Annotated in this window: 20 protein-coding genes; 8 read left to right on the top strand and 12 right to left on the bottom strand. The window is 44.8% G+C overall.

Going from position 1 to position 20,388, the window contains the following annotated elements; genetic code table 11:
- Positions 1 to 137: 137 nt before the first annotated feature.
- From CR205_RS07050 to CR205_RS07060, 4 genes are all read left to right on the top strand, one after another.
- Positions 138 to 1,787 (top strand): PucR family transcriptional regulator, encoded by a 1,650-nt coding sequence (locus CR205_RS07050; RefSeq protein ID WP_110518220.1) that lies wholly within the window; start codon positions 138 to 140, stop codon positions 1,785 to 1,787.
- Between the two features lie 116 nt (positions 1,788 to 1,903).
- Positions 1,904 to 2,119, top strand: coding sequence for a YppF family protein (yppF, locus tag CR205_RS07055; RefSeq protein ID WP_110518221.1), 216 nt, complete (start codon positions 1,904 to 1,906; stop codon positions 2,117 to 2,119).
- Positions 2,120 to 2,528: 409 nt separating this feature from the next.
- On the top strand, positions 2,529 to 2,672 hold the full coding sequence (locus CR205_RS20240; RefSeq protein ID WP_161524705.1) for a hypothetical protein: 144 nt from the start codon (positions 2,529 to 2,531) through the stop codon (positions 2,670 to 2,672).
- 111 nt (positions 2,673 to 2,783) lie between these two features.
- Entirely contained in the window at positions 2,784 to 2,975 is a 192-nt protein-coding gene (locus CR205_RS07060; protein WP_110518222.1) for an aspartyl-phosphate phosphatase Spo0E family protein, read from the top strand.
- 64 nt (positions 2,976 to 3,039) lie between these two features.
- Here the strand turns inward: CR205_RS07060 and CR205_RS07065 are convergent, their stop codons facing one another.
- From CR205_RS07065 to yfcC, 8 genes are all read right to left on the bottom strand, one after another.
- The gene (locus CR205_RS07065) at positions 3,040 to 4,857 is read right to left on the bottom strand and encodes a S8 family peptidase (protein WP_110518223.1); all 1,818 of its coding nucleotides are present in this window, start codon (positions 4,855 to 4,857) and stop codon (positions 3,040 to 3,042) included.
- A gap of 368 nt (positions 4,858 to 5,225) precedes the next feature.
- Positions 5,226 to 5,762, bottom strand: coding sequence for a DUF420 domain-containing protein (locus CR205_RS07070; RefSeq protein WP_110518224.1), 537 nt, complete (start codon positions 5,760 to 5,762; stop codon positions 5,226 to 5,228).
- A 31-nt stretch (positions 5,763 to 5,793) separates the two neighbouring features.
- Positions 5,794 to 7,074, bottom strand: coding sequence for an MBL fold metallo-hydrolase (locus CR205_RS07075; protein WP_161524706.1), 1,281 nt, complete (start codon positions 7,072 to 7,074; stop codon positions 5,794 to 5,796).
- A 300-nt stretch (positions 7,075 to 7,374) separates the two neighbouring features.
- The gene (locus CR205_RS20415) at positions 7,375 to 7,545 is read right to left on the bottom strand and encodes a hypothetical protein (protein ID WP_201745350.1); all 171 of its coding nucleotides are present in this window, start codon (positions 7,543 to 7,545) and stop codon (positions 7,375 to 7,377) included.
- 84 nt (positions 7,546 to 7,629) lie between these two features.
- Positions 7,630 to 8,847, bottom strand: a complete 1,218-nt coding sequence (locus CR205_RS07080; protein WP_110519715.1) for an MFS transporter — start codon at positions 8,845 to 8,847, stop codon at positions 7,630 to 7,632.
- A gap of 219 nt (positions 8,848 to 9,066) precedes the next feature.
- Positions 9,067 to 9,930 carry a patatin-like phospholipase family protein gene (locus CR205_RS07085; RefSeq protein ID WP_268877402.1) on the bottom strand — a complete coding sequence of 288 codons (864 nt, stop codon included), beginning with the start codon at positions 9,928 to 9,930 and terminating at the stop codon, positions 9,067 to 9,069.
- Positions 9,931 to 10,196: 266 nt separating this feature from the next.
- Positions 10,197 to 11,042 (bottom strand): DegV family protein, encoded by an 846-nt coding sequence (locus tag CR205_RS07090; RefSeq protein ID WP_110518226.1) that lies wholly within the window; start codon positions 11,040 to 11,042, stop codon positions 10,197 to 10,199.
- Positions 11,043 to 11,212: 170 nt separating this feature from the next.
- Entirely contained in the window at positions 11,213 to 12,721 is a 1,509-nt protein-coding gene (gene yfcC, locus CR205_RS07095) for a putative basic amino acid antiporter YfcC (RefSeq protein ID WP_110518227.1), read from the bottom strand.
- Between the two features lie 323 nt (positions 12,722 to 13,044).
- On the opposite strand from yfcC, the gene CR205_RS07100 reads away from it, so the two are divergent.
- Entirely contained in the window at positions 13,045 to 13,686 is a 642-nt protein-coding gene (locus CR205_RS07100; RefSeq protein ID WP_110518228.1) for a deoxynucleoside kinase, read from the top strand.
- Between the two features lie 18 nt (positions 13,687 to 13,704).
- Positions 13,705 to 14,400 (top strand): deoxynucleoside kinase, encoded by a 696-nt coding sequence (locus tag CR205_RS07105; protein ID WP_110518229.1) that lies wholly within the window; start codon positions 13,705 to 13,707, stop codon positions 14,398 to 14,400.
- A gap of 317 nt (positions 14,401 to 14,717) precedes the next feature.
- Here CR205_RS07105 and tatC read toward each other — a convergent pair whose 3' ends face one another.
- From tatC to CR205_RS07125, 4 genes are all read right to left on the bottom strand, one after another.
- Positions 14,718 to 15,458: a twin-arginine translocase subunit TatC gene (tatC, locus tag CR205_RS07110; protein ID WP_110518230.1), complete on the bottom strand. Its 741-nt coding sequence runs from the start codon at positions 15,456 to 15,458 to the stop codon at positions 14,718 to 14,720.
- 95 nt (positions 15,459 to 15,553) lie between these two features.
- A complete protein-coding gene (tatA, locus tag CR205_RS07115; RefSeq protein ID WP_110518231.1) occupies positions 15,554 to 15,748 on the bottom strand; it encodes a twin-arginine translocase TatA/TatE family subunit in 195 nt (64 codons plus the stop codon).
- A gap of 259 nt (positions 15,749 to 16,007) precedes the next feature.
- Positions 16,008 to 16,769, bottom strand: coding sequence for an NRDE family protein (locus CR205_RS07120; protein ID WP_161524707.1), 762 nt, complete (start codon positions 16,767 to 16,769; stop codon positions 16,008 to 16,010).
- 11 nt (positions 16,770 to 16,780) lie between these two features.
- Complete coding sequence (locus CR205_RS07125; protein ID WP_236634714.1) at positions 16,781 to 18,106, bottom strand: purine-cytosine permease family protein; 1,326 nt, start codon at positions 18,104 to 18,106, stop codon at positions 16,781 to 16,783.
- Between the two features lie 290 nt (positions 18,107 to 18,396).
- Here CR205_RS07125 and CR205_RS07130 point away from each other — a divergent pair, with 290 nt between their 5' ends.
- On the top strand, positions 18,397 to 19,419 hold the full coding sequence (locus CR205_RS07130; RefSeq protein ID WP_110518234.1) for a toxic anion resistance protein: 1,023 nt from the start codon (positions 18,397 to 18,399) through the stop codon (positions 19,417 to 19,419).
- Positions 19,420 to 19,471: 52 nt separating this feature from the next.
- Positions 19,472 to 20,383 (top strand): hypothetical protein, encoded by a 912-nt coding sequence (locus CR205_RS07135; protein ID WP_110518235.1) that lies wholly within the window; start codon positions 19,472 to 19,474, stop codon positions 20,381 to 20,383.
- Positions 20,384 to 20,388 lie beyond the last annotated feature (5 nt).

The raw sequence follows: 20,388 nt of genomic DNA on the forward strand, positions 1-20,388 counted from the left end.
TTTACTTTTACACTTAGAGAAAGCGCTTCCTACTACTATCGTATTCGACAGAGGCGAAAATAAATATTGGTTTTAATACATGAATCTTTCCTTCATTTTTTATACACAGTGTATAACGCTGCTTGGGAGGGCTGCTCATGCTTACAATTAAAGAAGCCTTAAATCTGCCTGTAATGGCTCGGACAAAGCTGATCGCCGGTGAATCAGGTCTTAATAATCCGATTAAGTGGGTCACAACCGTAGAAATTATTGAAGATATAACCCGGTTTCAGGAAGGCGAGTTTCTGATAACAACCGGTTATGGTCTCGGCGAGGATACTGTTTACAGAGAACGCCTCCTTACGCTGATCAGGAAGAAAAAGCTGGCCGGAATGGCCCTTTATACGGGCTTTTATATAGAGGAAGTTCCTTACTCTGTACGTGAAGCAGCCGAGCAGACCGGACTGCCCCTGATCGAGATTCCCACATCCATTAATTTCTCAGCTGTGACGAAGGCAATCCTTGAGCAGCTGGCCAATCGGCAGATCCGACTGCTTGAAGCATCTCTTTCCATTCATAAAGAAATGACCAAGCTGGCCCTTGGCAATGACGGTCTTCAGCAGGTTCTTGAAAAACTTAGTAAACTGACCCATTCAAGTATGTATGTCTTCGACGATATGTATCACCTTTCTGCCCATGTCAGCCGCCATGATGATGTCAATGTTCAGGAAAATACCGTCTACCTGAGGAATGAAGCCTTTAACCTGAAGGAATTCATGTCGGCATCCGAAAGTAACCAGGATCCTTTTTTACGGTATACATGGCACGGATTTCCGAGCTTTCTTACAACAGTGATGAATGGGGAATTTACTTACGGATATCTCCTGATGATTCATGAAAAAAACTATCCTTCTGAGATGGACGAAGTCATTCTTGAGCATGTCTCGACATTAATCGGGATTGAATTTGTAAAAAAGCATGCCATTGAAGAAGCCAAGGTTCGTCTTCAGGGTGAACTGCTTGAGGAAATTCTTCAGAAAAAAGACCTGGATATATTGAATGCAAAAAGGAGAGGTCTCCGGCTCGGTTTTGATCTTTCCGGAAGGCAGGCAGTATTGTTTGTGAAAGTAACCGAATCCTCGCCCGTCGTAAAAGAGCAGTCCGATTGGGGAAAACAGTTGTACTATGTTGTTTCAAAACAGCTGCAGAAAGCAGGTGTTCAGTTTATTCTTCTTCCGAAAACTGATTCCCTGGCAGCACTCGTTGACGTAAATGGCGAGACGCCGGCAGAGCAGAAAAAACGCCTCATGGACATCAGTAAACGAATAAACGAACATTGGTCGTTTCATTACAGCAGCCCCCTTACTATTGGCATTGGCAGGGCATATGAAGATATGGGTCTCCTGTCATCAAGCGGGAAACAGGCTGAACACGCGGTTATGTATGCGGGGCTTTTATTTACTAAGACAAGGATTGTCCATTACGATGATCTGGGATTTTATCACTTACTCATTCATTTACAGGAATCCGGAATGGCCATCGAAGATTATTACCGTCAATATCTCGGTGAACTGACAGCAGGCGAACGGCACCGGACAGATCTGATCCTTACGCTGGAAACCTATCTTGGCCAGAACTGTCATATTCAGCAGACTGCTTCCCTTCTGTATGTCCACCGACACACATTAAAATACCGCCTTGGCCAGATCGAAAAAAAAACAGGGATGTCCTTTCAACGTGCAGAAGACCGGCTTAACCTTCACCTCGCAGTGATGGCCTACAAGTTTTGTCATGCTTCGAGAAATTAGCCGCCTTGCTGCTGTCAAAATGTCATTTTTTGTCTGAAGATTGAAAATTACAACAGCCGGAAAACGCTTTCTTCTGTGATACACTCAAGGTGAATTTACAGAGGAGGCGTTTTAATATGACACTTGCCGGTTTAATTGATCGTTACTGTTCCCAGACAGGTCAGCCGCCAATACAGGCTGATGATCTTTACGACTTCATGACTGCTCTTTACGTGACGCAGAAACTGGGTGGCTCCAATTACAAAGAACTTCTTCAGGAATTGGAGGCCCGCGGAGCACATAAACCTCTTTATACAGACAATGCACTTAGTGAATTGAGCGTATCTTCATAGTCATCACGGAGATTCGCATTTAACACTTTCGAACACATGTTTTTAGATAATCACGCTTTATTTGAAAAGCTGTTGTTTTTCCCGCTACAGGAGGACGCTTTCAGCGGGCAGCTGATGCTATTACCGCTGGAGTCACCGCCTTTCACTCTATAATAAAGTGGTCAATAGCAACAATCTGTACGAACACAGCCATTTGAAATGAACCGATTGCGCGGCATTCCTGCAAAAGAGCATATAACTTTAACAGTTTTGAAAATAGAGCTTCAGCCGGAGAAATTACTGGCTGGAGCCTTTTTTCTATTCCCAGAACCTTTTCCTTCGATTAAAAAGTTTTTTGCATGAGTCAGTTTATGACGGGAACGTTAAACATAAAGATAAGACTGATAATCATATGAAGGGAGAAAAAACAATGACAAAAAATCGCTCTGAAATGAATAAAAAACAGACCAAGCCGCAGAAGACAAAAGGAGCAGACAAAAAACTTCATTATCAGGTATATATTCAGGAAGACTACCAGCATCACCCAAAAGAGGAAGAAGAAATGGAGTACTGATTATTGTCGAAAATGTTGATTGTTTGACAACTTTTCGCGAAAGGGTATGCAACCGTTCGCCCATCCTTGATAATAGGTACAAATCCCGGCACATGGATGGAGTGAAGCTCGTTGATTACAGCAGTTCACAGTAACACGATAGAGGAAAAAAGAAAGGAGCTGCTTCACATTGCACAAAACTGCGGCTTCAATGCTGCCGAAACGCTCCTGTGCTCAGAAGAGCTTGATGAAATGATTATTAAATTTCAGCAGCAAAGAGGCGTGAACAAACCCCGGCAAGAAAAAATGGCCCCCACTTGGTGAGAGCCATTTTTTTGCTGTATTGGTTCATCCGTTCAAAACTTCACGCTCATACAATAATTTTACCCTATTCACCTGCAGCGAGAGACAAAGCGGTTGTTACATTAATCACCCCGTGCCCCGTGTAGGCATCCACACCTGGATCGCCGATGTCATCACAAGAGTTTCTTATAATTTGGTAAACCTCTTCATTTGTCAGTTCCGGGTTGATACTTAAGATCAGCCCTGCCAGTCCCGCAACGTGCGGAGCCGCCATTGACGTTCCGCTCATAGCGACATATTCATTGTTCACATACGTACTTGGAATATGTTCGCCTGGTGCTGAAACATCCACATGTTCCCCGAAATTGGAAAACACGGCACGGTTTCCGTCCGGATCTAGTGCAGCAACGGTGAATACCTCCGGATATGCAGCTGGATACATTGGTGTTTCCACGCTTTCATTTCCACTGGCAGCGATCATAACCACGTCCTGTTCATAGGCAAAACGTACAGCATCCCTCATGACTTCCGAATCATGCGTGTCTCCGAGGCTCAGGTTTATAACCCTGGCTCCATTATTAACGGACCAGCGAATCGCCTCTGCGATGGAGAAAGCATTTCCCTCTGCATTCGAATCCAGTGCTTTTACTGCGAGAATCGGATTGTCCCATGATACTCCTGCTATGCCCTCCACGTTGTTTGTGACGGCAGCAGCCACACCAGCCACGTGGGTGCCATGGCCATTTTCATCATGATAGTGTCCATTATCTTCAAAGGCGTTATAGCCATCAGTGATTCTGTCGGCCAGATCTACATGTTCGGGGTCAACACCACTGTCAATAATGGCGATAGGGATATCTGCACTTCCCGATGTCCTTTGCCATCCGTCTGTTATTGTAATCTGATTCAGATTCCACTGATATGGGTCGTAAAGTTCATCGTTTGGCTCCGCCCCTCCTTCCTCCTGGGGCTCAACGATACTCGGCTTCTCCTTCAGACCTGTAGAAGATCGTTTTCCATGATACGCCGTCTGTTTTTCCACGGTGAAATTCGGTTCGATGAAATAAATGTTCGGATCATTGGAAAAGTCACGCAAAAGCTGATCCGTTGATCGATCATAATCCCTGAAAACACAATCCTGGTCTTCCTGATCAAGAATATGGACACCACGTTCCTTTGCCCATTTCTTCGCATCCACGCCCTCTTTCAGACGAACAACCACTTCCCCTTCTTTGTATGGTTCTTTTACCTTCGCTGTCGGCTGACTGTGGACATAAACATCCCAGTCGATCCCCGGAACAGACTTTTTAACATAGGGAAGTTCTGTCTCCTGAGGGTCAAAATCAACAGCCAGATTACTCGAACCAATAAAAAACTGCCCGTTGTCATCTGTGATCATGGCAATTTCATTAATGAATGAACTTACAAAGGAAAGATCCATTTCTCCAATACACCATGTACTGCCGGCTTTTGTACCGATCAGGAGTTTCTCAATTCCTTTTTCGATAAACGGTTCAGATATCCAGACGCCTTCCTTCTTTTCTTTTGTCAGTTTTTCCTGCGGATTGTCCGTCACGCTGCCGACTTTATTCACTTCCCCATTTTCGTAAACGAGCGCAAATCCCTGATAGTGAGGATGGTCAAATATTTCTTCCTTCAGATCTGACAAGTCTCTTTCCTTCTCTTTATGGTTAGCCCACTGCAGAAGCTGGTCCTCCATTTTATCCAGAAACATACTGACCGTGTACGTAACGTCCTCTGCAAAAATTTCATCCATCTGTGCCTGCAATCCGGACTGCTCCGCTGCCAGGTCCTCTTCCTGATTCTCGGAAAAAAACCAAACTGCCAGTACAGTAAGAAGAGCGAGGGAGAAAAATGCAGATAATCGAATTATTCGTCTCATGTTATTTGCCTCCAGCAAGATTTTTTCACCTTTTTAGGTTGTACTAAGAAGGCAATAATTATCATGGGGTTAACAGAAGCATTTTCTGACGGATCTCCCCAGTCAATGGGGATAAATAAAGGGAGGTGCCGCTGCGCACCTCCCTGCTTCATCTTCTATTCAAACTTTTAGAATGAGTATACCCAGGCGTATTACTCTCTTCAATGAAAGTTGCGCGACGATCCGCTGAACGCATTCCGCTCGCTTTCCGTGGACATCGCTTCAGCCTCCTCGGAAAAAACGCCCTGCTGGGCTTCAGCACGCAGGAGCCGCCGCCTTTCGCTCCATTTTAGTCCCTAGAAAAGCAACAATCTATACGAAAACAGTTTTTAGTAATACGGGGAAATGAGAATATAGACGGCCACGCCGGTAAAGCTCACATAAAGCCACATTGGCATCGAAAACCGCACCCATTTTCTATGCCTTTCGCGATGATCATTGTAGCCGCTGAAAAAGCTCATAAGCGCCAGCGGTACGATAGCTGCAGCTAGAATGATGTGTGTGATCAGGATAAAATAATAGACACCGGCAAGCCATCCATCGCCGCCATAAGGAGTGGACGGGGCGAGAAAATGGTACGTCACATACGAAAGCAGAAAGATCAGTGTAGTTGTAAAGGCACCGTAGATAAATCGCCGGTGAATCTTAATATTCCCTTTTTTAATCGCTATAAGAGCTCCTGTAAGGAAAATGAAGGTAAAGCTGTTCAATATGGCATTTAACAGCGGAAGCTGTCGTACCGCATAAGGAAGCTCCCCGTTATAGCCCGGCAGAAATGACAGACAGACGACGAGAGCATTTACAATAATTGTGACGATAATGACTGTTCTTATATAGTGTTTATTAATCCATTTCCATGCTTTCACTGTATATCGCTCCGTTTCCTTTCAATCAATCCTATGGTGAGCAGACAAGCCCCTGGTCTTTAATATCCTGCACACGGGCATCACCAATACCTGATATAGCTGTTAACGACTTCACTGAATCAAATGGGCGCTGATCAATCAGGGCAAGAGCCCGCTCTTCGCCAATATGAATAATCTCCATAAGTTCATCAGCTGATGCCCCATTCAGGTCGATGCAGTCTGCTGGTGAATCGTTCGATGCTTCTTGGCTTTCAACTTTTTTTGTATCATCCGGTTCGGAATGAGCGCCATCATAAGGGATGACTTCCTTTTCAGTATAAATATCGTATCCAGCCCCATCTGTCACAACGGTGAGCGTCCCGTGTTCGGCTGTTCCATAGAATGAAATATCCATATCTGAAAAAAGTGCTCTTACTTCTTCGTGAGGATGGCCGTACTGATTATCCACTCCGGCAGAATAGATGGCTGCTTCAGACATAACTGCCCTGACAAAGTCCGGGGTTGAGCTTGTAGACGATCCGTGATGACCTGCTTTCAGAATCGTTGCTTCCAGTGGTTCATTTCTTTCAAGCATTTCCGCTTCTGCTCCATGCTCCGCATCTCCTGTCAAAAGAAAATGAATGTCACCGTATTCAATATTCATACTCAGAGAATCTTCGTTAAGATCTCCTGTTAAATTCACAGGATGTACCATAGTAATAAGGAGGTCACCAACTTCAAAAACGTCTCCGGCTCTCGGTTCCTCATAGGCTGCTTCCGAAGCCAGAATCGCATCCAGGGTCCGTTCAAACGTCTGCGAGCCTGCTTCCCCACCTGACATCCAGATTTCATGAACCGGGTAGCTGCTTATCACATCTGCCATCTGCCCGATATGATCTGCGTGAGGGTGTGTGCCGGCCAGAACATCAATTTCCTCTACGCCAAGACTTTCAAGGTGCTCCACAACGTCGGAGCGGTCATGTCGGCCTGCATCAATCAAAATGGTCGCTTCCTCAGTCTGAAAAAGGGTGGCATCCCCCTGACCCACATCTAAAAATGACACAGTCAGTTCACCTGATAGTACAGAGGTGGATTCCACTTCCGAACCGTCTTTATTTTCTGTATCATCACTCTCGGACGCTTCACTGGTGTCGGACTGAACGCTTTCTTCGAGTTCCTCGTCCTCTTTGGTACTGCTTTCTATATCTTCATCAGAACTGCCTGAACCTTTCTGCAGTTGAGCACTGTTTTCTTCACCTGTACCGCAAGCGGCGGTCAGAGCTATCATACCTGCAGCCACTGAGGCTACGAGGAGTTGTTTGCTTTTTTTCAAATCAGACTCCCCCTCTTGTAAATACCATCCTGTAGTATACAGGAAAGTCGATTCTTTGGGAATGACGTGCGCCTTTACACGAGACGCAGAAGCGGAATTCAGCATTAATATGTGACAGAAAAGTGAAAAATGCCCCGGCTGAGCCCGGGGCATTTAATGTAGAAAAAAGTATACCTCTTTCAGTCAGTGAACCTGTTTTGTTCTGCGCTAAACTCATTATTTATAATAATGAGTTTACCCTTTCGAAGCTCCGCTGAATAAAGGTTTACTGACTAGGTATTATCATTTTAAAATTATACTTTACAGTTTGGAAGGCTTTACTTTATTCACCTTTTCGTTTCTGGTACTCTGCTCAAATTTGTCGATAAGTGCGTGGACATCTTCTTTATTCTCCTTTATACCGAACACCCGGTTCTTTTCCTTTCTAAGGATCCGGAGCAAAAGCAGTTTTTCCTTTTTCGTGAGAAGCATGTGACAGCTCACTCCCTGTGATGTTGTTTCTCCTGTACCAGTTTATCATGGGCAGGATTATTTGTGTTAATGACAGGCTCACAGTTAAGCAGAAGCCGCTTCTTCCTGCCGTTCCTTCCTTTCTTTCCGGTAAGCCCACCACATTGCTCCGGCGGCTCCTGCAAACAGCAGGGTGGAAAGATAAAAAATCGAGGATATGGCATAATAGCCGGCAATAACACCACCAAGCACCGGGCCGGTTACGTTTCCGAGAAATCGGAAACTTTGATTATACCCCAGGACTTCTCCTTGAACATCCAGCGGTACTTTTCTCCGAATATACGCTGTTGCGCATGGAATAATGCCTCCGATCTGAATTCCGAAGAGAAAGCGCAGGATGATAAGCTGCCAGATGTTTGTTACAAAGGCCTGCGGCAGGAAAAAGACCGCGCCAAGGACAAGGCATATCAGCAGAACTTTTTCATGTCCGATTTCATCCCCGAGTTTCCCCCAGAAACGAGTCGCGACCAGATTGCCAAGGCCGGTTACGGAAAATGCCAGCCCTGCAAGAAATGCAACATTCTCAATTGTTAAGAGTGAACTCACATACAACGCCAGTTGGGGCTGAATGCTGAAGTTTGCAGTCTGGACAACAAGGGAGATAATCATAACCATTAACAGCATTCTGCTTCTGAGAATCAGACGGAGCACATCTCCCATGCTTTTGCGGTCCTTCCTGCCCATGGCTGATTCCATTCTCTGTTCCCGGATGCCGATAGCTACCATCGTTGTTGCAATAGAAATCACAATCGCTGTGATGATAAACGTATACGTAAACCCGAACGCATCTGCCATAGCTCCGCCCATAAGCGGTCCGATCAGTCCTCCGCTGACAGTCCCCATCTGCAGCGTTCCAAGTACTCTTCCGGCAATATGCTTGTCGGTCTGGGCAGAGATCAGCGCCAGAGAAGTTGGAATAAATCCTGTAACAATCCCCATGAACATCCTTAGAACAAATAATTCTGCGACTGAGTCTACATACCCCATCAGAAAAATGGATATGGCAATGCCGTACCCTGTAAAAAGCAGAATCTTCTTGCGGCCGAAGCGGTCCCCGAATCGACCCCACAGAGGAGATACCAGAAAGGCAACGAGAAAAGTGATTCCAAATACAAAACCTGACCACCGCTGCACATAATCAGGCGAATAATGACCAAAAGTTTCAATATACAAAGATAAAAACGGGAGAACCATGGTGGCACTTGCAGCAACAAAAAAGTTGGCAAACCACATAATAAGCAAATTTCGTTTATCTGGCTGGATGATCAACACCTTCTTAATTAATCTATAATTACTTCGCGTATCTAAATAGTATACCGTAAGCCTTAATTATTGAGAAGATGTCTTTCGTCTTCCCAAATTAATTAAGGTACCTTGAAAATGATTACACATAAGCTTCGCTTCAATGATCAGGTTTCCACTGGGTGAGAGTGATCTTGTATCCAAAATAAAAGAAAACCCGGAAAGATCCGGGTCTTCTGATCATGATGAAAGGAATGCTTCGAGTTCCTCTGCTCTTTTCATGGCATGGTCATAGCCATGCTTATAGAGACTCGTGAGGCGTTCTTCCCGCTTTTCTATACGGGAAACACCCATCAGGCCATCGGGACGGAAAACGAAAGCCCTGCCTTCTTTCTCTGCTTTCCTGACTTCTGACAGCGCCTGATTGTAAATAACGGACCTGCCTTCCACAGCTTTTATTAGTCCCGGCTGGTTCCGGTACTTCCGCCTGAGCATCCATCTGCCTCTTCTGAGCGGCTTTTTAAGATATCCATCCTGCTGAGTGAGGACGATAACATGCTTTTCATTACCATCCCGGATGGACCTGCCAAGTGGAATTGGGTCACTTATACCGCCATCCATCAGCATTTTGTCCTTAAATTTCGTTACTGGTGCTACAAATGGGAGTGAACTGGATGCTCTAAGAATGTTCAGAAACGATTCACCCACTTCATTTTTTTCATAATAAACCGGTTCACCGGTCTCACAATCGGTAGTCCCTACCAGAAAAGTCTGGTTGGAATTATAAAATGTATCAAAATCAAAGAAAACTTCCTTGTTGGGGATCCGGTCAAAGATCAGATCCATCCCGAACAATTCACCTTTTGTTACCCATCTTTTATATGAAATATAGTCAGGATGTCTGCAGTAACCGATGGTTACTTTTTCATTTCTTCCTGTTTGTTTGGAAACATAGGAAGCGGCGTTACAGGCTCCTGCAGAAACACCGATCACGTACGGAAAATGCCAGTCATTCTCAAGAAAATATTCCAGAATACCTGCAGTATACATGCCGCGCATGCCGCCGCCTTCCAAAACCAAACCGATATTGTCTTCCTGTACCAACGCGACTTCCCCCTCATTCCAGCTTATACTCTCTCCATTTTATCGAAACTGCTTGATTTCTACAAATCTTAACATTTATTTAACCACACTAAGTTCATTGTTTTTCTACACTACGTACTGAGGCTTGCAGTCTCAAAAATACTTTCCCTTTAGTAGAATGTTTCCGGAACTTATACCCTCTTAGGCAAAATGGCTCTCACCTCGGTGAGAGCCATTTTGATTTAGCAGGTGGTGTCCCTGCCTTATTCAATTAGTCTGTATTCCGGTCAATCGGTATAATACATAAGTGCCAGGGCGCCAGGACCGGTGTGTGTGCTGATAATCGGTGTAGTCGTAAAAATATCAATGTCAGTAAAGTCCGTCAACTGGCCGATGGATTCTTTCAGCTTCTTTGCAAGTTCCATCGCATCGGCATGGGCAATTCCGATCCCTTTCACCTTTTTACCTGCCGTTTCCTCTTCAAATTTCTTTCTAAAGAAATTGACCATCTGCATATGCGTTCGCACTTTTGTTACTGGCGTATAAACGCCGTCTGCAAGAGAGGCGACCGGTTTGATCTTCAGTAGAGAACCGACAAGTGCTTTCCCCCGTCCGATTCTTCCTCCCTTGACGAGGTATTCAAGAGTATCGACCATAATATATAAAGACGAGTTTTCTTTCATTTTTTTAAGACGCTCCGCAATTTTTTCAGTGGGGAAACCTTCTTTTGCCATTGCGGCTGCTTCTCTCACCTGAAATGAAAGAGCGAGAGATATGAATCCGGAATCAATGACGGTTACACGGCTGTCTGTCATTGTAGACGCCGTCTGTGCGGAGTTGTAAGTGCCGCTCATGCCCGAAGTCATATGAATGGAGATAATTTCACTCCCGTCTTCGCCCAGGCGGTCATAAACCTCCGCAAACACACCAGCAGGTGGTTGTGAACTTTGTGGTACAGTATCACTTTTCGTTAATTTATCTATAAATTCTTCAGGTGTAATGTCCACCCCATCTGTATAGGACTGTCCATCAATTGTCACCGAAAGCGGCACGACCGTTACGTCGAGCTGATCAGTCACTTCTTTAGGAAGATCGTTAGTGGAATCTGTTACAACTTTGATTTTTTTACTCACGTGAGCACCCCTTTACACTCGTTTTTGCTTTTTTAATCATACTACAAGGGGCTGTCCATGTTAAGAAAATTCTTACTCGAATTGACTCAGTCTTTTTTTGGACTGGCTGCAGAACCGGCTTCATCAGGATCTGATTATTACCGGTCAGAACGGCGTTTAATGAATCATTGTCAGCTGAGTCCAATTAACGCTGCCAGAATGACGAAGGCAGAGCCCAGCGCAAACAGCAGAAGCTGAAATTTAATGATAAATTTAAACCATTTTCCCCAGTCAAGTCTAGCTGCGCCGAGTACTCCCATGAGGGCAGCCGACGTTGGTACGATCATATTCGTAAATCCGTCACCCAGCTGGTACGCCAGTACTGCAACCTGCCTGGTGACCCCGGCAATGTCCGCCATCGGTGCGAGGAGCGGCATCGTCAGTGCTGCCTGTCCTGAACCTGAGACTACGAAGAAATTAAACACAGCCTGAAAAACAAACATAAACCAGGCTGATAATGCCACAGGGAGTCCTTCGAGAGAGCCTCCGGCTGTATTCATAATGGTATTTAGCACCGATGGTTCCCCCGGATCATCTCCTCCGAGAACGATAACAATCCCTTTTGCCATCCCTACAATCAGAGCTGCCGGCAGGAGGTCCCTCGCTCCGTTTTTAAACCCGTCAGCAATATCGTTTATTCTCATATTGTTGAGTTTAAAGATGACACCAATGATGCCTGCCACAAGTCCAATGGTGAAGAACTGAGTTGCAATTTCCGGGATATAATAGGCATGACGGACCACACCCCACACAATCCATACCACACCAGCCAGAATCGTTAAAACAACAAGAGCATGACCAAACCCGAAGCGGCTTTTTATATCCTCCTGTTTAAAGTCCTCCCTGAAATACTCATCTGATTCGTAGGAGACAGACCTGGTCGGGTCCTTTTTTATTCTTGAAGCATATATCCACGTATACGTCACACCTACAAGAGTAAAAAATGCCCACATGGCAATTCTGAACTCAGCACCGGACAGTACAGGAACATCGGCCACACCCTGAGCAATCGCTACACCGAAAGGATTCATCCAGCTTGTAGCAAATCCAATCTGTGTTGCCACGTAGGTTATCATGATTCCGGTTATAGCGTCATAACCGAGCGCAATAACCAGCGGGATCAGAATCATGGCAAAAGCAATCGCTTCTTCCCCCATGCCGAACACTGCGCCTCCAAGAGAGAAAAGAATAAACATGATTGGAATAATAAGATTCTCTCTCCCCTTGGTTCTTTTTATAACAGAAAAGATACCTTCTTCAATCGCGCGGGTTTTCATTATAATTCCGAATGCCCCGCCAATAATAATGATAAAGGCAACAACACCAACAGCCGATCCCCATTTATCCCCGGAAACAAGGCCTTCAAAGACGTAATTCAGAAATCCTGCTCCGCCGCCACCTTCAAACAGCGCAGTTCCATCTCGAAGAGGACTGCCGTCATCATCAGTGACGGTTTCAAAGCTTCCCGGAACAAGAACCGTACGTGTATCTTCGTTGCCATCAGACGTTGTGAAAGTTACTTCTTCCGTTTCAAATTGACCCTGTGGAAGCACGTATGTAAGCAAGGCCGCAGCAAGTACCACAAAAAAGATGATTACAAACGTGTCCGGAGTCTGAAACTTTCTTTTTGATTTGTTCATTTCCTAACCCCTTTCAATACTGTTTCACAATAATTAATGCAAGATGAATGCCAAACTTCAATGTACCTGATTCATCGGGACCATAACCGCAAAACTGCTGTATAGAAGTGGAAAACAGAGGTTCAGGCGTTGCATACTCATCACAAATGTTAAAGATAAAAACCATAAAGAGCCAATAAAAAACCATTTAAATAAAGAGAATTGGCAAAATATTGTCGAATGAAAGTAAAGTATTGTGCCGAAATATGTTAAACTATCATTGTTTTTATTTTTTCATGATTATAATAAGAACGTTAGGTATGTCCGGAAAGGAGGATATCACATTGGCTTCTACACCATTTATTGCCGTGGAAGGCCCGATTGGAGTTGGAAAAACTTCTCTTGCCGAAAGGCTTTCTGCAGATTTTGATTATTTTCTCCTGAAAGAGATTGTTGAAGAAAACCCATTTCTGGGAAAATTTTATGAAGATATTCAGGAATGGAGTTTTCAGACTGAAATGTTCTTCCTCTGTAACCGGTTTAAACAGCTTGAGGATATTCAGCAGTTCCAACTGAGCAGGAAGAAGCCGGTGGTAAGTGATTATCATATTTTTAAAAATCGTATTTTTGCAAAGCAGACACTTAAGGACCGGCACTTCAGAAAATACGATCAGATCTATCAGATTATGGCTTCCGACCTGCCCAGACCAAATGTTATCATTTATCTTCAGGCAAGCCTTGATACTCTGCTTTCAAGAATTGCAGCCCGCGGCCGTTCGATTGAGCAGCAGATCGATCCCGAGTATCTAAAACAGCTTTCAAGCGATTACGAGATGTTCGTGACAACATTTAAAGAAACGCATCCAGATATACCTGTACTGACTTTTTCTGGCGACGAACTGGATTTTGTCCACCGGGAAAACGATTATAATTATATCAGGCAGCGGGTAATGGACTCCCTTGGAGCTGTCCCGATTGAAAAGTAGCAGAACGGAGTGAATAGAATGACGAATGACATATCCGGAATTCCGGAAAACGCCTTGGTTACACTTGCCGGAACAGTTGGTGTTGGGAAATCCACATTAACGAGAACACTTGCTGAAACCCTTTGTTTTCAGGCTTCATTTGAAAAAGTGGACGGAAATCCTTATCTTGAGGATTATTACGATGACTTTAAAACCTGGTCTTTTCACCTGCAGATTTATTTTCTTGCAGAACGATTTAAACAGCAGAAACAGATGCATGAAACCGGTTCAGGCTATGTACAGGACCGGAGCATTTATGAGGATGTTGGGATTTTCGCAAAAATGCAGCACGATAATGGCAACATGAAGAAGCGGGACTTCGATACATACCATTCCCTTTTTGACGCTATGGTGATGTCACCCTACTTCCCAAAACCGGATGTTCTCATCTATATCGATGGCGATCTTGATAAAATCCTGGAACGTGTTGGCAGACGAGGCAGACAGATGGAAACGAAAACACCGCGCGCTTTCTGGGCTGACCTCCATGAACGGTACCGGGAGTGGATCCGGCAGTTTGATGTGTGCCCTGTGCTGCATCTTGATATAGAAGCTTATGACTGCAGAGACCCCCGCTCCATCAAAAGAATTACAGACGGCATAAGTCAATTGATTAACAACAAAGATCTGAACTATCTAAAGCTCTCACCTGCACAGCCAGTAAAAAACGCATAAAAAGAGACCGGGGACAGATAAATAATCAACTAATGAAAAGGCTCTCACCTTTATTTTCAGGTGAGAGCCTTTTATTATCAGTATTCTTTTGAATGTGTATACCATTCTGTCAGTTTTGCGAAGCTGCGCTGAACGCCATCCACTCGCTTTCCGCGGCGGTGCCGGCGAGCCTCCGCGAGCTTCGCTCTACGGGGTCTCGCCTGTCCCCCAATGCCGCAGGAGTCTCGCTGCTGGCGTCAGTTGCGCATTATAGAGGTTTACTTACTCAGAGGTAGACTTATTTTCTTCTGTTTTCTACCTAGGGAAAGCTCCGTTTTCTATATACTCTCTCTGTTTTTTTCCTGCAGTTCCCGTTTTAATTTTCGTCTGTAGACAGCATGTGAGAGCATGATGCTCACCTCATACAGGAAAATAAGCGGAATTATGACGAGAATATCAGAAATAAGATCGGGCGGAGAAACGAGAACCGACACGACCACGATTGCAAAGTAGGCATATTTACGGTTTTTCATCAGTCCATATGGCGTAATCATGCCCAGACTTGTGAGAAACATAACGACAAGAGGCAATTCAAACAATAGACTGAACGGGACCGTCATCCTCAGTACAAACTGAAAGTACCGGTCCGGCGTAAACATGGTCTGAAACATACCTTCACTGAGGGTAAGCAGAAAGTTCAGGACAATTGGAAGAACGATAAAGTAGCCAAATGCAAGTCCGCCCATAAAAAGAAGCGCCGATGCCGGGATGTACATCAAGGTTACTTTCCGCTCGGATGAGGTAAGTCCAGGTCTGACAAACAACCAGATCTGCAGCAGCAAAATCGGGATTGTCACAGCAAAAGCAATGACACCGGCAATGCTGAAGAAAATCCACAACACATCCAGTGGCCCCAGAACGGTAAGCTCCATATCGAGATCCTTAATTAGCCACTGGTAAATATCTCTTACAAAAACGAAGCTGAGAATAAAAAATAAAATAAATGATCCGACCACGATCATTATTCGTTTACGAAGTTCACTCAGGTGATCAAACATATTCATATCCTGCTGTACCATAATCAAACGCCCCTAACTGTCCGCAACAGAGGAAAGTGTTTCCTGCATACAAAAGGTGCAAGGTGACGATCACCTCACACCTTTATTCACTTTCTTTACCTGTTCTGTTTCTGCTTTTCAGCAGATTTATCATCATCATCATTTGTAAGGTCTTTTGCAGAAGCTTTGAATTCTCTTAATGTCTGACCCATCGCTCTACCGATTTCCGGCAGTTTTTTCGGTCCGAAAATGATCAGAGCAATCACAAGAATAAGGATCAGACCCGGTATTCCTATATTTGCTGGAGACATACTGTACCCCTCCTTCTAAAAGGCTCGTGGTGTATCATGAGAAAGGTCTTGACTACATTATAAAACGAACCAGGCAGGATTACTACAGATAGTAATCATTCCCTGCAAAAAGTTCACCTGTCTGACACAAAACCACTTCCAGACACTCGGATAAACAGCAGACCTGGAGATAACCTCCGGCTGTTTACCGCTTTTTACCCCGCTATTTTTCTTTCTGTTCCTATCTATACCATAAAACACAGACGGGAATCAAGCTGACCTATTTCCCATTCGCAGAAATATTAAGCTCTACTCTGCGGTCGGCAGGTCTCGTTCCCTCTTCGTATGTTCTTTCTGTCATATAAAGACGGCCTGTAGCGTCGACGAGAATAACAGTAGAACAGCGCGTTCCATACTCTCTTGATTTTATAAAGAGCGGTGACAGCATCCGCTCCAATTCCGGTCCAACTCCTGTGTCCGGCAAATCGTTTATAGGAAAGGGCTCTGATTCCTGCAGCAGTTTGAACAGCGTTTCTGTAAGCATCTCCTGATCCTCACAATCCCCCAGGCCGGCAAGCCCCTGTTTGAGTCTTATCACTTTAGGCCAGTCCGAATTGAGTGCCCCATTGCTGAGTCCCGCAATTCCCTTTGTCAGAAGGGTTCTTTCGGTATAACGGTTACTCGTATAGATCAGTCTGGATGGTGTGCCTGCAAGCAGATTAAATCCTTCGTAGTTACGCTTTTCTTTTTCTACATGATCCATATATATTTCCGCTGTGAGATCCGGCTGCTTTAAATAGTCCCTGATCAGGTTTCCCCTGCTTTTTTCGGGCTTCCCGCCGGATGACATTTCTCTCACATTCGTAAGAGCTGCAATTTTTCCGTCATTTGAAACACCGAGCCACGTTCCCCCGGCAATTTCGTCACGGCCGGCATAGACGGCCTGTTCATCGTCCCATCGGTGCAGAGGCTTTGCGGACCGTTGGTAGAATTCATCTCTATTGGCTGCCAGTATAAATGGAAAGACTGAATTCTGTTTCATTGAAACCCCAATCAGGCACATACTTTTACCTTCTTTCTATCTGTATTCATTCTATTAATTATGACATACACCGCCATGGTGAAGAAAAAAGAGACAAAACTTGGGGAAAAGATGTCTGGCACAGCAAGGTATACGAAGACACCGGACAAAGCAGCCCAGCCCCCTGTCCTATTAAAAGAAGTATGCACCCTGTCACTTAACTGCTCTGGTGTCAGTCTGCCTCTTTTTACAAACAGAAAATCAGCTATAAACACAGCCGTTAATGGAATCACTACTGTGCCAAGCATTGAGATGAACCTGTCTGCATCGTTTACGATTACGGGAAAACAACTGACCACCACGCCGGCTGCTCCAAACATAACAGCACTCCGGATTCTTCCAAGGGCGGGAAACGTATTAAGCAGACTGAAGCCACCCGTATATGCATTATTTAAATTGATAATAATCATTGATGAAAATGCTGCCGCTGCCACTGCGCCAATCAGCAGCGGAGACTCCGTAAGCCTGGTTGATGCTACAAACGGGTTCCATTCGCCTGCAACGGCTGCTGTAAAAGCCCCCAGAACCGCCGTAATGAAAAAGCCAAGCACATTTCCAGCATATATGCCTGTAACTGCCTGTCTGCTGCTTTTGGCGTACCTGGCCATATCTGAAGACGTCCCTGCTCCGGAGACGTACTGTACAAACGCCAGGCTGGCGAATAAGACCATCACCGGCAGAGACCAGTTCCCTGAATCCGCGACAGCCTCACTGGCTGACAAGCCATCATATGTTCCTGTAAAAAACAGGCCCAGCATAATGACTGCAGCCGCTGCCATAACAGGAAGAGCGAACCTGGAAACTTTCTTAATCGCTTCAAAACCGACAACAGCAAGGTATGCCATGATCAGCGCGAGGGGAAGACTCAGGAGAACGAATGGCACCTCCAGTCCAAAACCTCTCTCAAGAAGCTCTTTTAATATGTAGGTTCCCCCCACGGTCTGAACACCAAACCAGTACAAAGAAGTAATCGAGCGTACCGGCGATGCCAGATATTTGGATCCCTTTGTACCGATCATAGTCCTGATTACATACTGCGCCGGCAATCCGTATTTAGCACCAGGCAGAGCCAGAAGGGAGACGAAGAAAAAGGCAAATGCTGCGCCGGCCATTGTACAGAGAACGGCTGCATAAAAGCTGAGGCCTCCTTCAAGCACCGCAAGAGCAGGAACGAGAAAATTACCGGCATTGACCGCAACTGCAGCCTGTATACGGATGTAGTCCGAGGCTTTTGTTGTTTTAAGATGCCCGGGCACAGCTTCCAGCCCCAGTTGTTCATATCTTGACCTAATACCCAAATCAGTCCCCACGCTTTCTTTTATTGAAAAATGACAGCTGACGAAAGCCAGTGCTCTGCTTCATATTGAAGTCTCAGTCCCTCTCATCTTACCGGGAAAAACAGGACCCGTCTAATTGTTAAGCATATTAACTTTCCGACAGGGTACAGGAATAAGACAGACTTCTCCTTTTGCCTTGCTTAAAAGAAAACGCCCATTATATAATCAAGCCAGTGATAACGGAACTTCTGCACGTTTCATTCGTACGTATGTATAACAGGCAGGAACTCTGAAACAGGAGGGAAACAACCATGACTGATAGTAAAAAGCAGGAAATCCGAAAAAACAACGCATCATCCTATATCGAAAAAATCCGGTCAGAAAAAAACCTGGATGATATTCTCGAAACAATCGGCCGGATTGGAACAGCCGAACAGGAAAAAGCCGGCGAGTCACTCGAATCACTTAAGCGCCCTGTAAGCGATATGATGAATGATCCGAATCATGAACTTCCAGAGCAGCTGTCAAAGCTCAAGGATGTTGTTGCTGACCTCGAGCCAAACTATTTGAAGCAGGGACGTTTTGAGAAATTTCTCAGTAAAATTGTACGGAAAAGTCCGCTCGACAAATACGCCAAAAGATACCAGTCCATTGAATCAGAAGTGGAAACAATCATCGAAGCTCTTCTTCACGGAAAAGATAAACTTGAAGAAGATAACGTCATGCTTATGCAGCTGAAAACTGTGGCCAGGGAACGAATTTACTCGCTGGAAGAACAAATCGCCATCGGTAAAGAGCTGAATACGATGCTGGAGGAAGAGGCAAAAAAAGAGGAATGGCAGCAAAATCCCGCCCCCATTCAGAAAGGCCAGCAGAAGGTTCTCTCCAGGGTTAAAAACATGCAGCAGGCCACTATGGTGCTTCAGCAGTCTCTGGCTTCCGTTGACATCATCGTCGAAAACAATGACAAACTTGAAGAAGCGATCTTCAACGCGATCACCATGACCAAAAATATCATTACCGTCACAGCCTCCATTCAGCTTGCACTCGGAAACCAGAAACGTGTCATTGATGCGGTTCAGAATGTGAACGAGTCAACCGAATCGATGCTTGCATCCAACGCATCTCTTTTGAAGTCAAATACAGAAGAAACATTAAAAACTCTTGAAAAGCCTGCCATTGCTATGGAAACATTTAAAAAGGCCTATGAAGATGTGTATGCCGCCATTGAAATGACCGAGCAGTCCAATGAAAGAATTATTGAGTCGAGCAAACAGTTTATAACTGAAATGGATGAACTGAACCAGAAGATGGAACAGAAACTGCTGAAGTAGAACAAACACCTTAACAGTTTTTACGTATCTCATGATCCGGGGGTGATGACTGATGACGTTCAAGGAAAAGCTGCTGCATCATGAATGGGTGCAGCCCTTTCTCCCCAATTATATGAAACCACTTCAGGAACCGAGAATTGAAGAAGGTGCCACAAGCCTGATGATTCATGAAACAGAAGAATTCCTGTCCGACCTGTCCTCCCTTTCGGAACTCCCACGTCTAAACAAGACGTTTAAAAGAAAAATAAAGGGATTTCTCCTGAAAGTGAAGATAAAGCCTAAAAAGCTTCACTTGGAACTGATTGATACTAAGAGGTCTCCTGCAGAAATAAAAAAGCGGATTTACATTACTACTTACCGAAAGACGGTAAAAGCTGAAAACGGGTTGGGAAAATGTATTGATGCAACCATTTACTTTCAGCTCGACGGAAGAAATATTGTTCGGAATATCAAGCACCATTCACTATTCCGGCCCGTATTCACACATCTTCATATGCTGGACAGTTCTCTTTCCGGCCAATCTGTCCTTCCAGCACCGGTACAATCCGCAGAAGATCCTTCTGCAGAAGGAGACACTGCTTCATTTGATGAAGAAAAAATCAGGCTCACATCCGAACTCCGTAAACAGGCAGCACAGTTTAACAACATGAATAATGATCTTAGTCGTACTATGGAACAGGTTAGCTGCTCCCTCAACAGATGTCTGGAAGAATTTGATCTTCTGGATATTGAAGAGCGGCACCAGATTAAGCGGATGATTGTAAAGGAAATTCCTCAGCTCACAAGCACCTACCAGAGCCTGACTGCAGCCCAGAAACACGAAAAAAAGGATGATATGATTACCGCCCTTCATAAAATGAACCATTTCGCCCTCAAAATTGCTTCATCTCTTGATCAAAACCGTATGGAGCGGATGAATCACCTGTTACGAGTAAATAAAATGCGTTATGACGATGAAAATTAAAAAAG

The sequence above is a fragment of the Alteribacter lacisalsi genome, assembly GCF_003226345.1.
Classification (GTDB): domain Bacteria; phylum Bacillota; class Bacilli; order Bacillales; family Salisediminibacteriaceae; genus Alteribacter; species Alteribacter lacisalsi.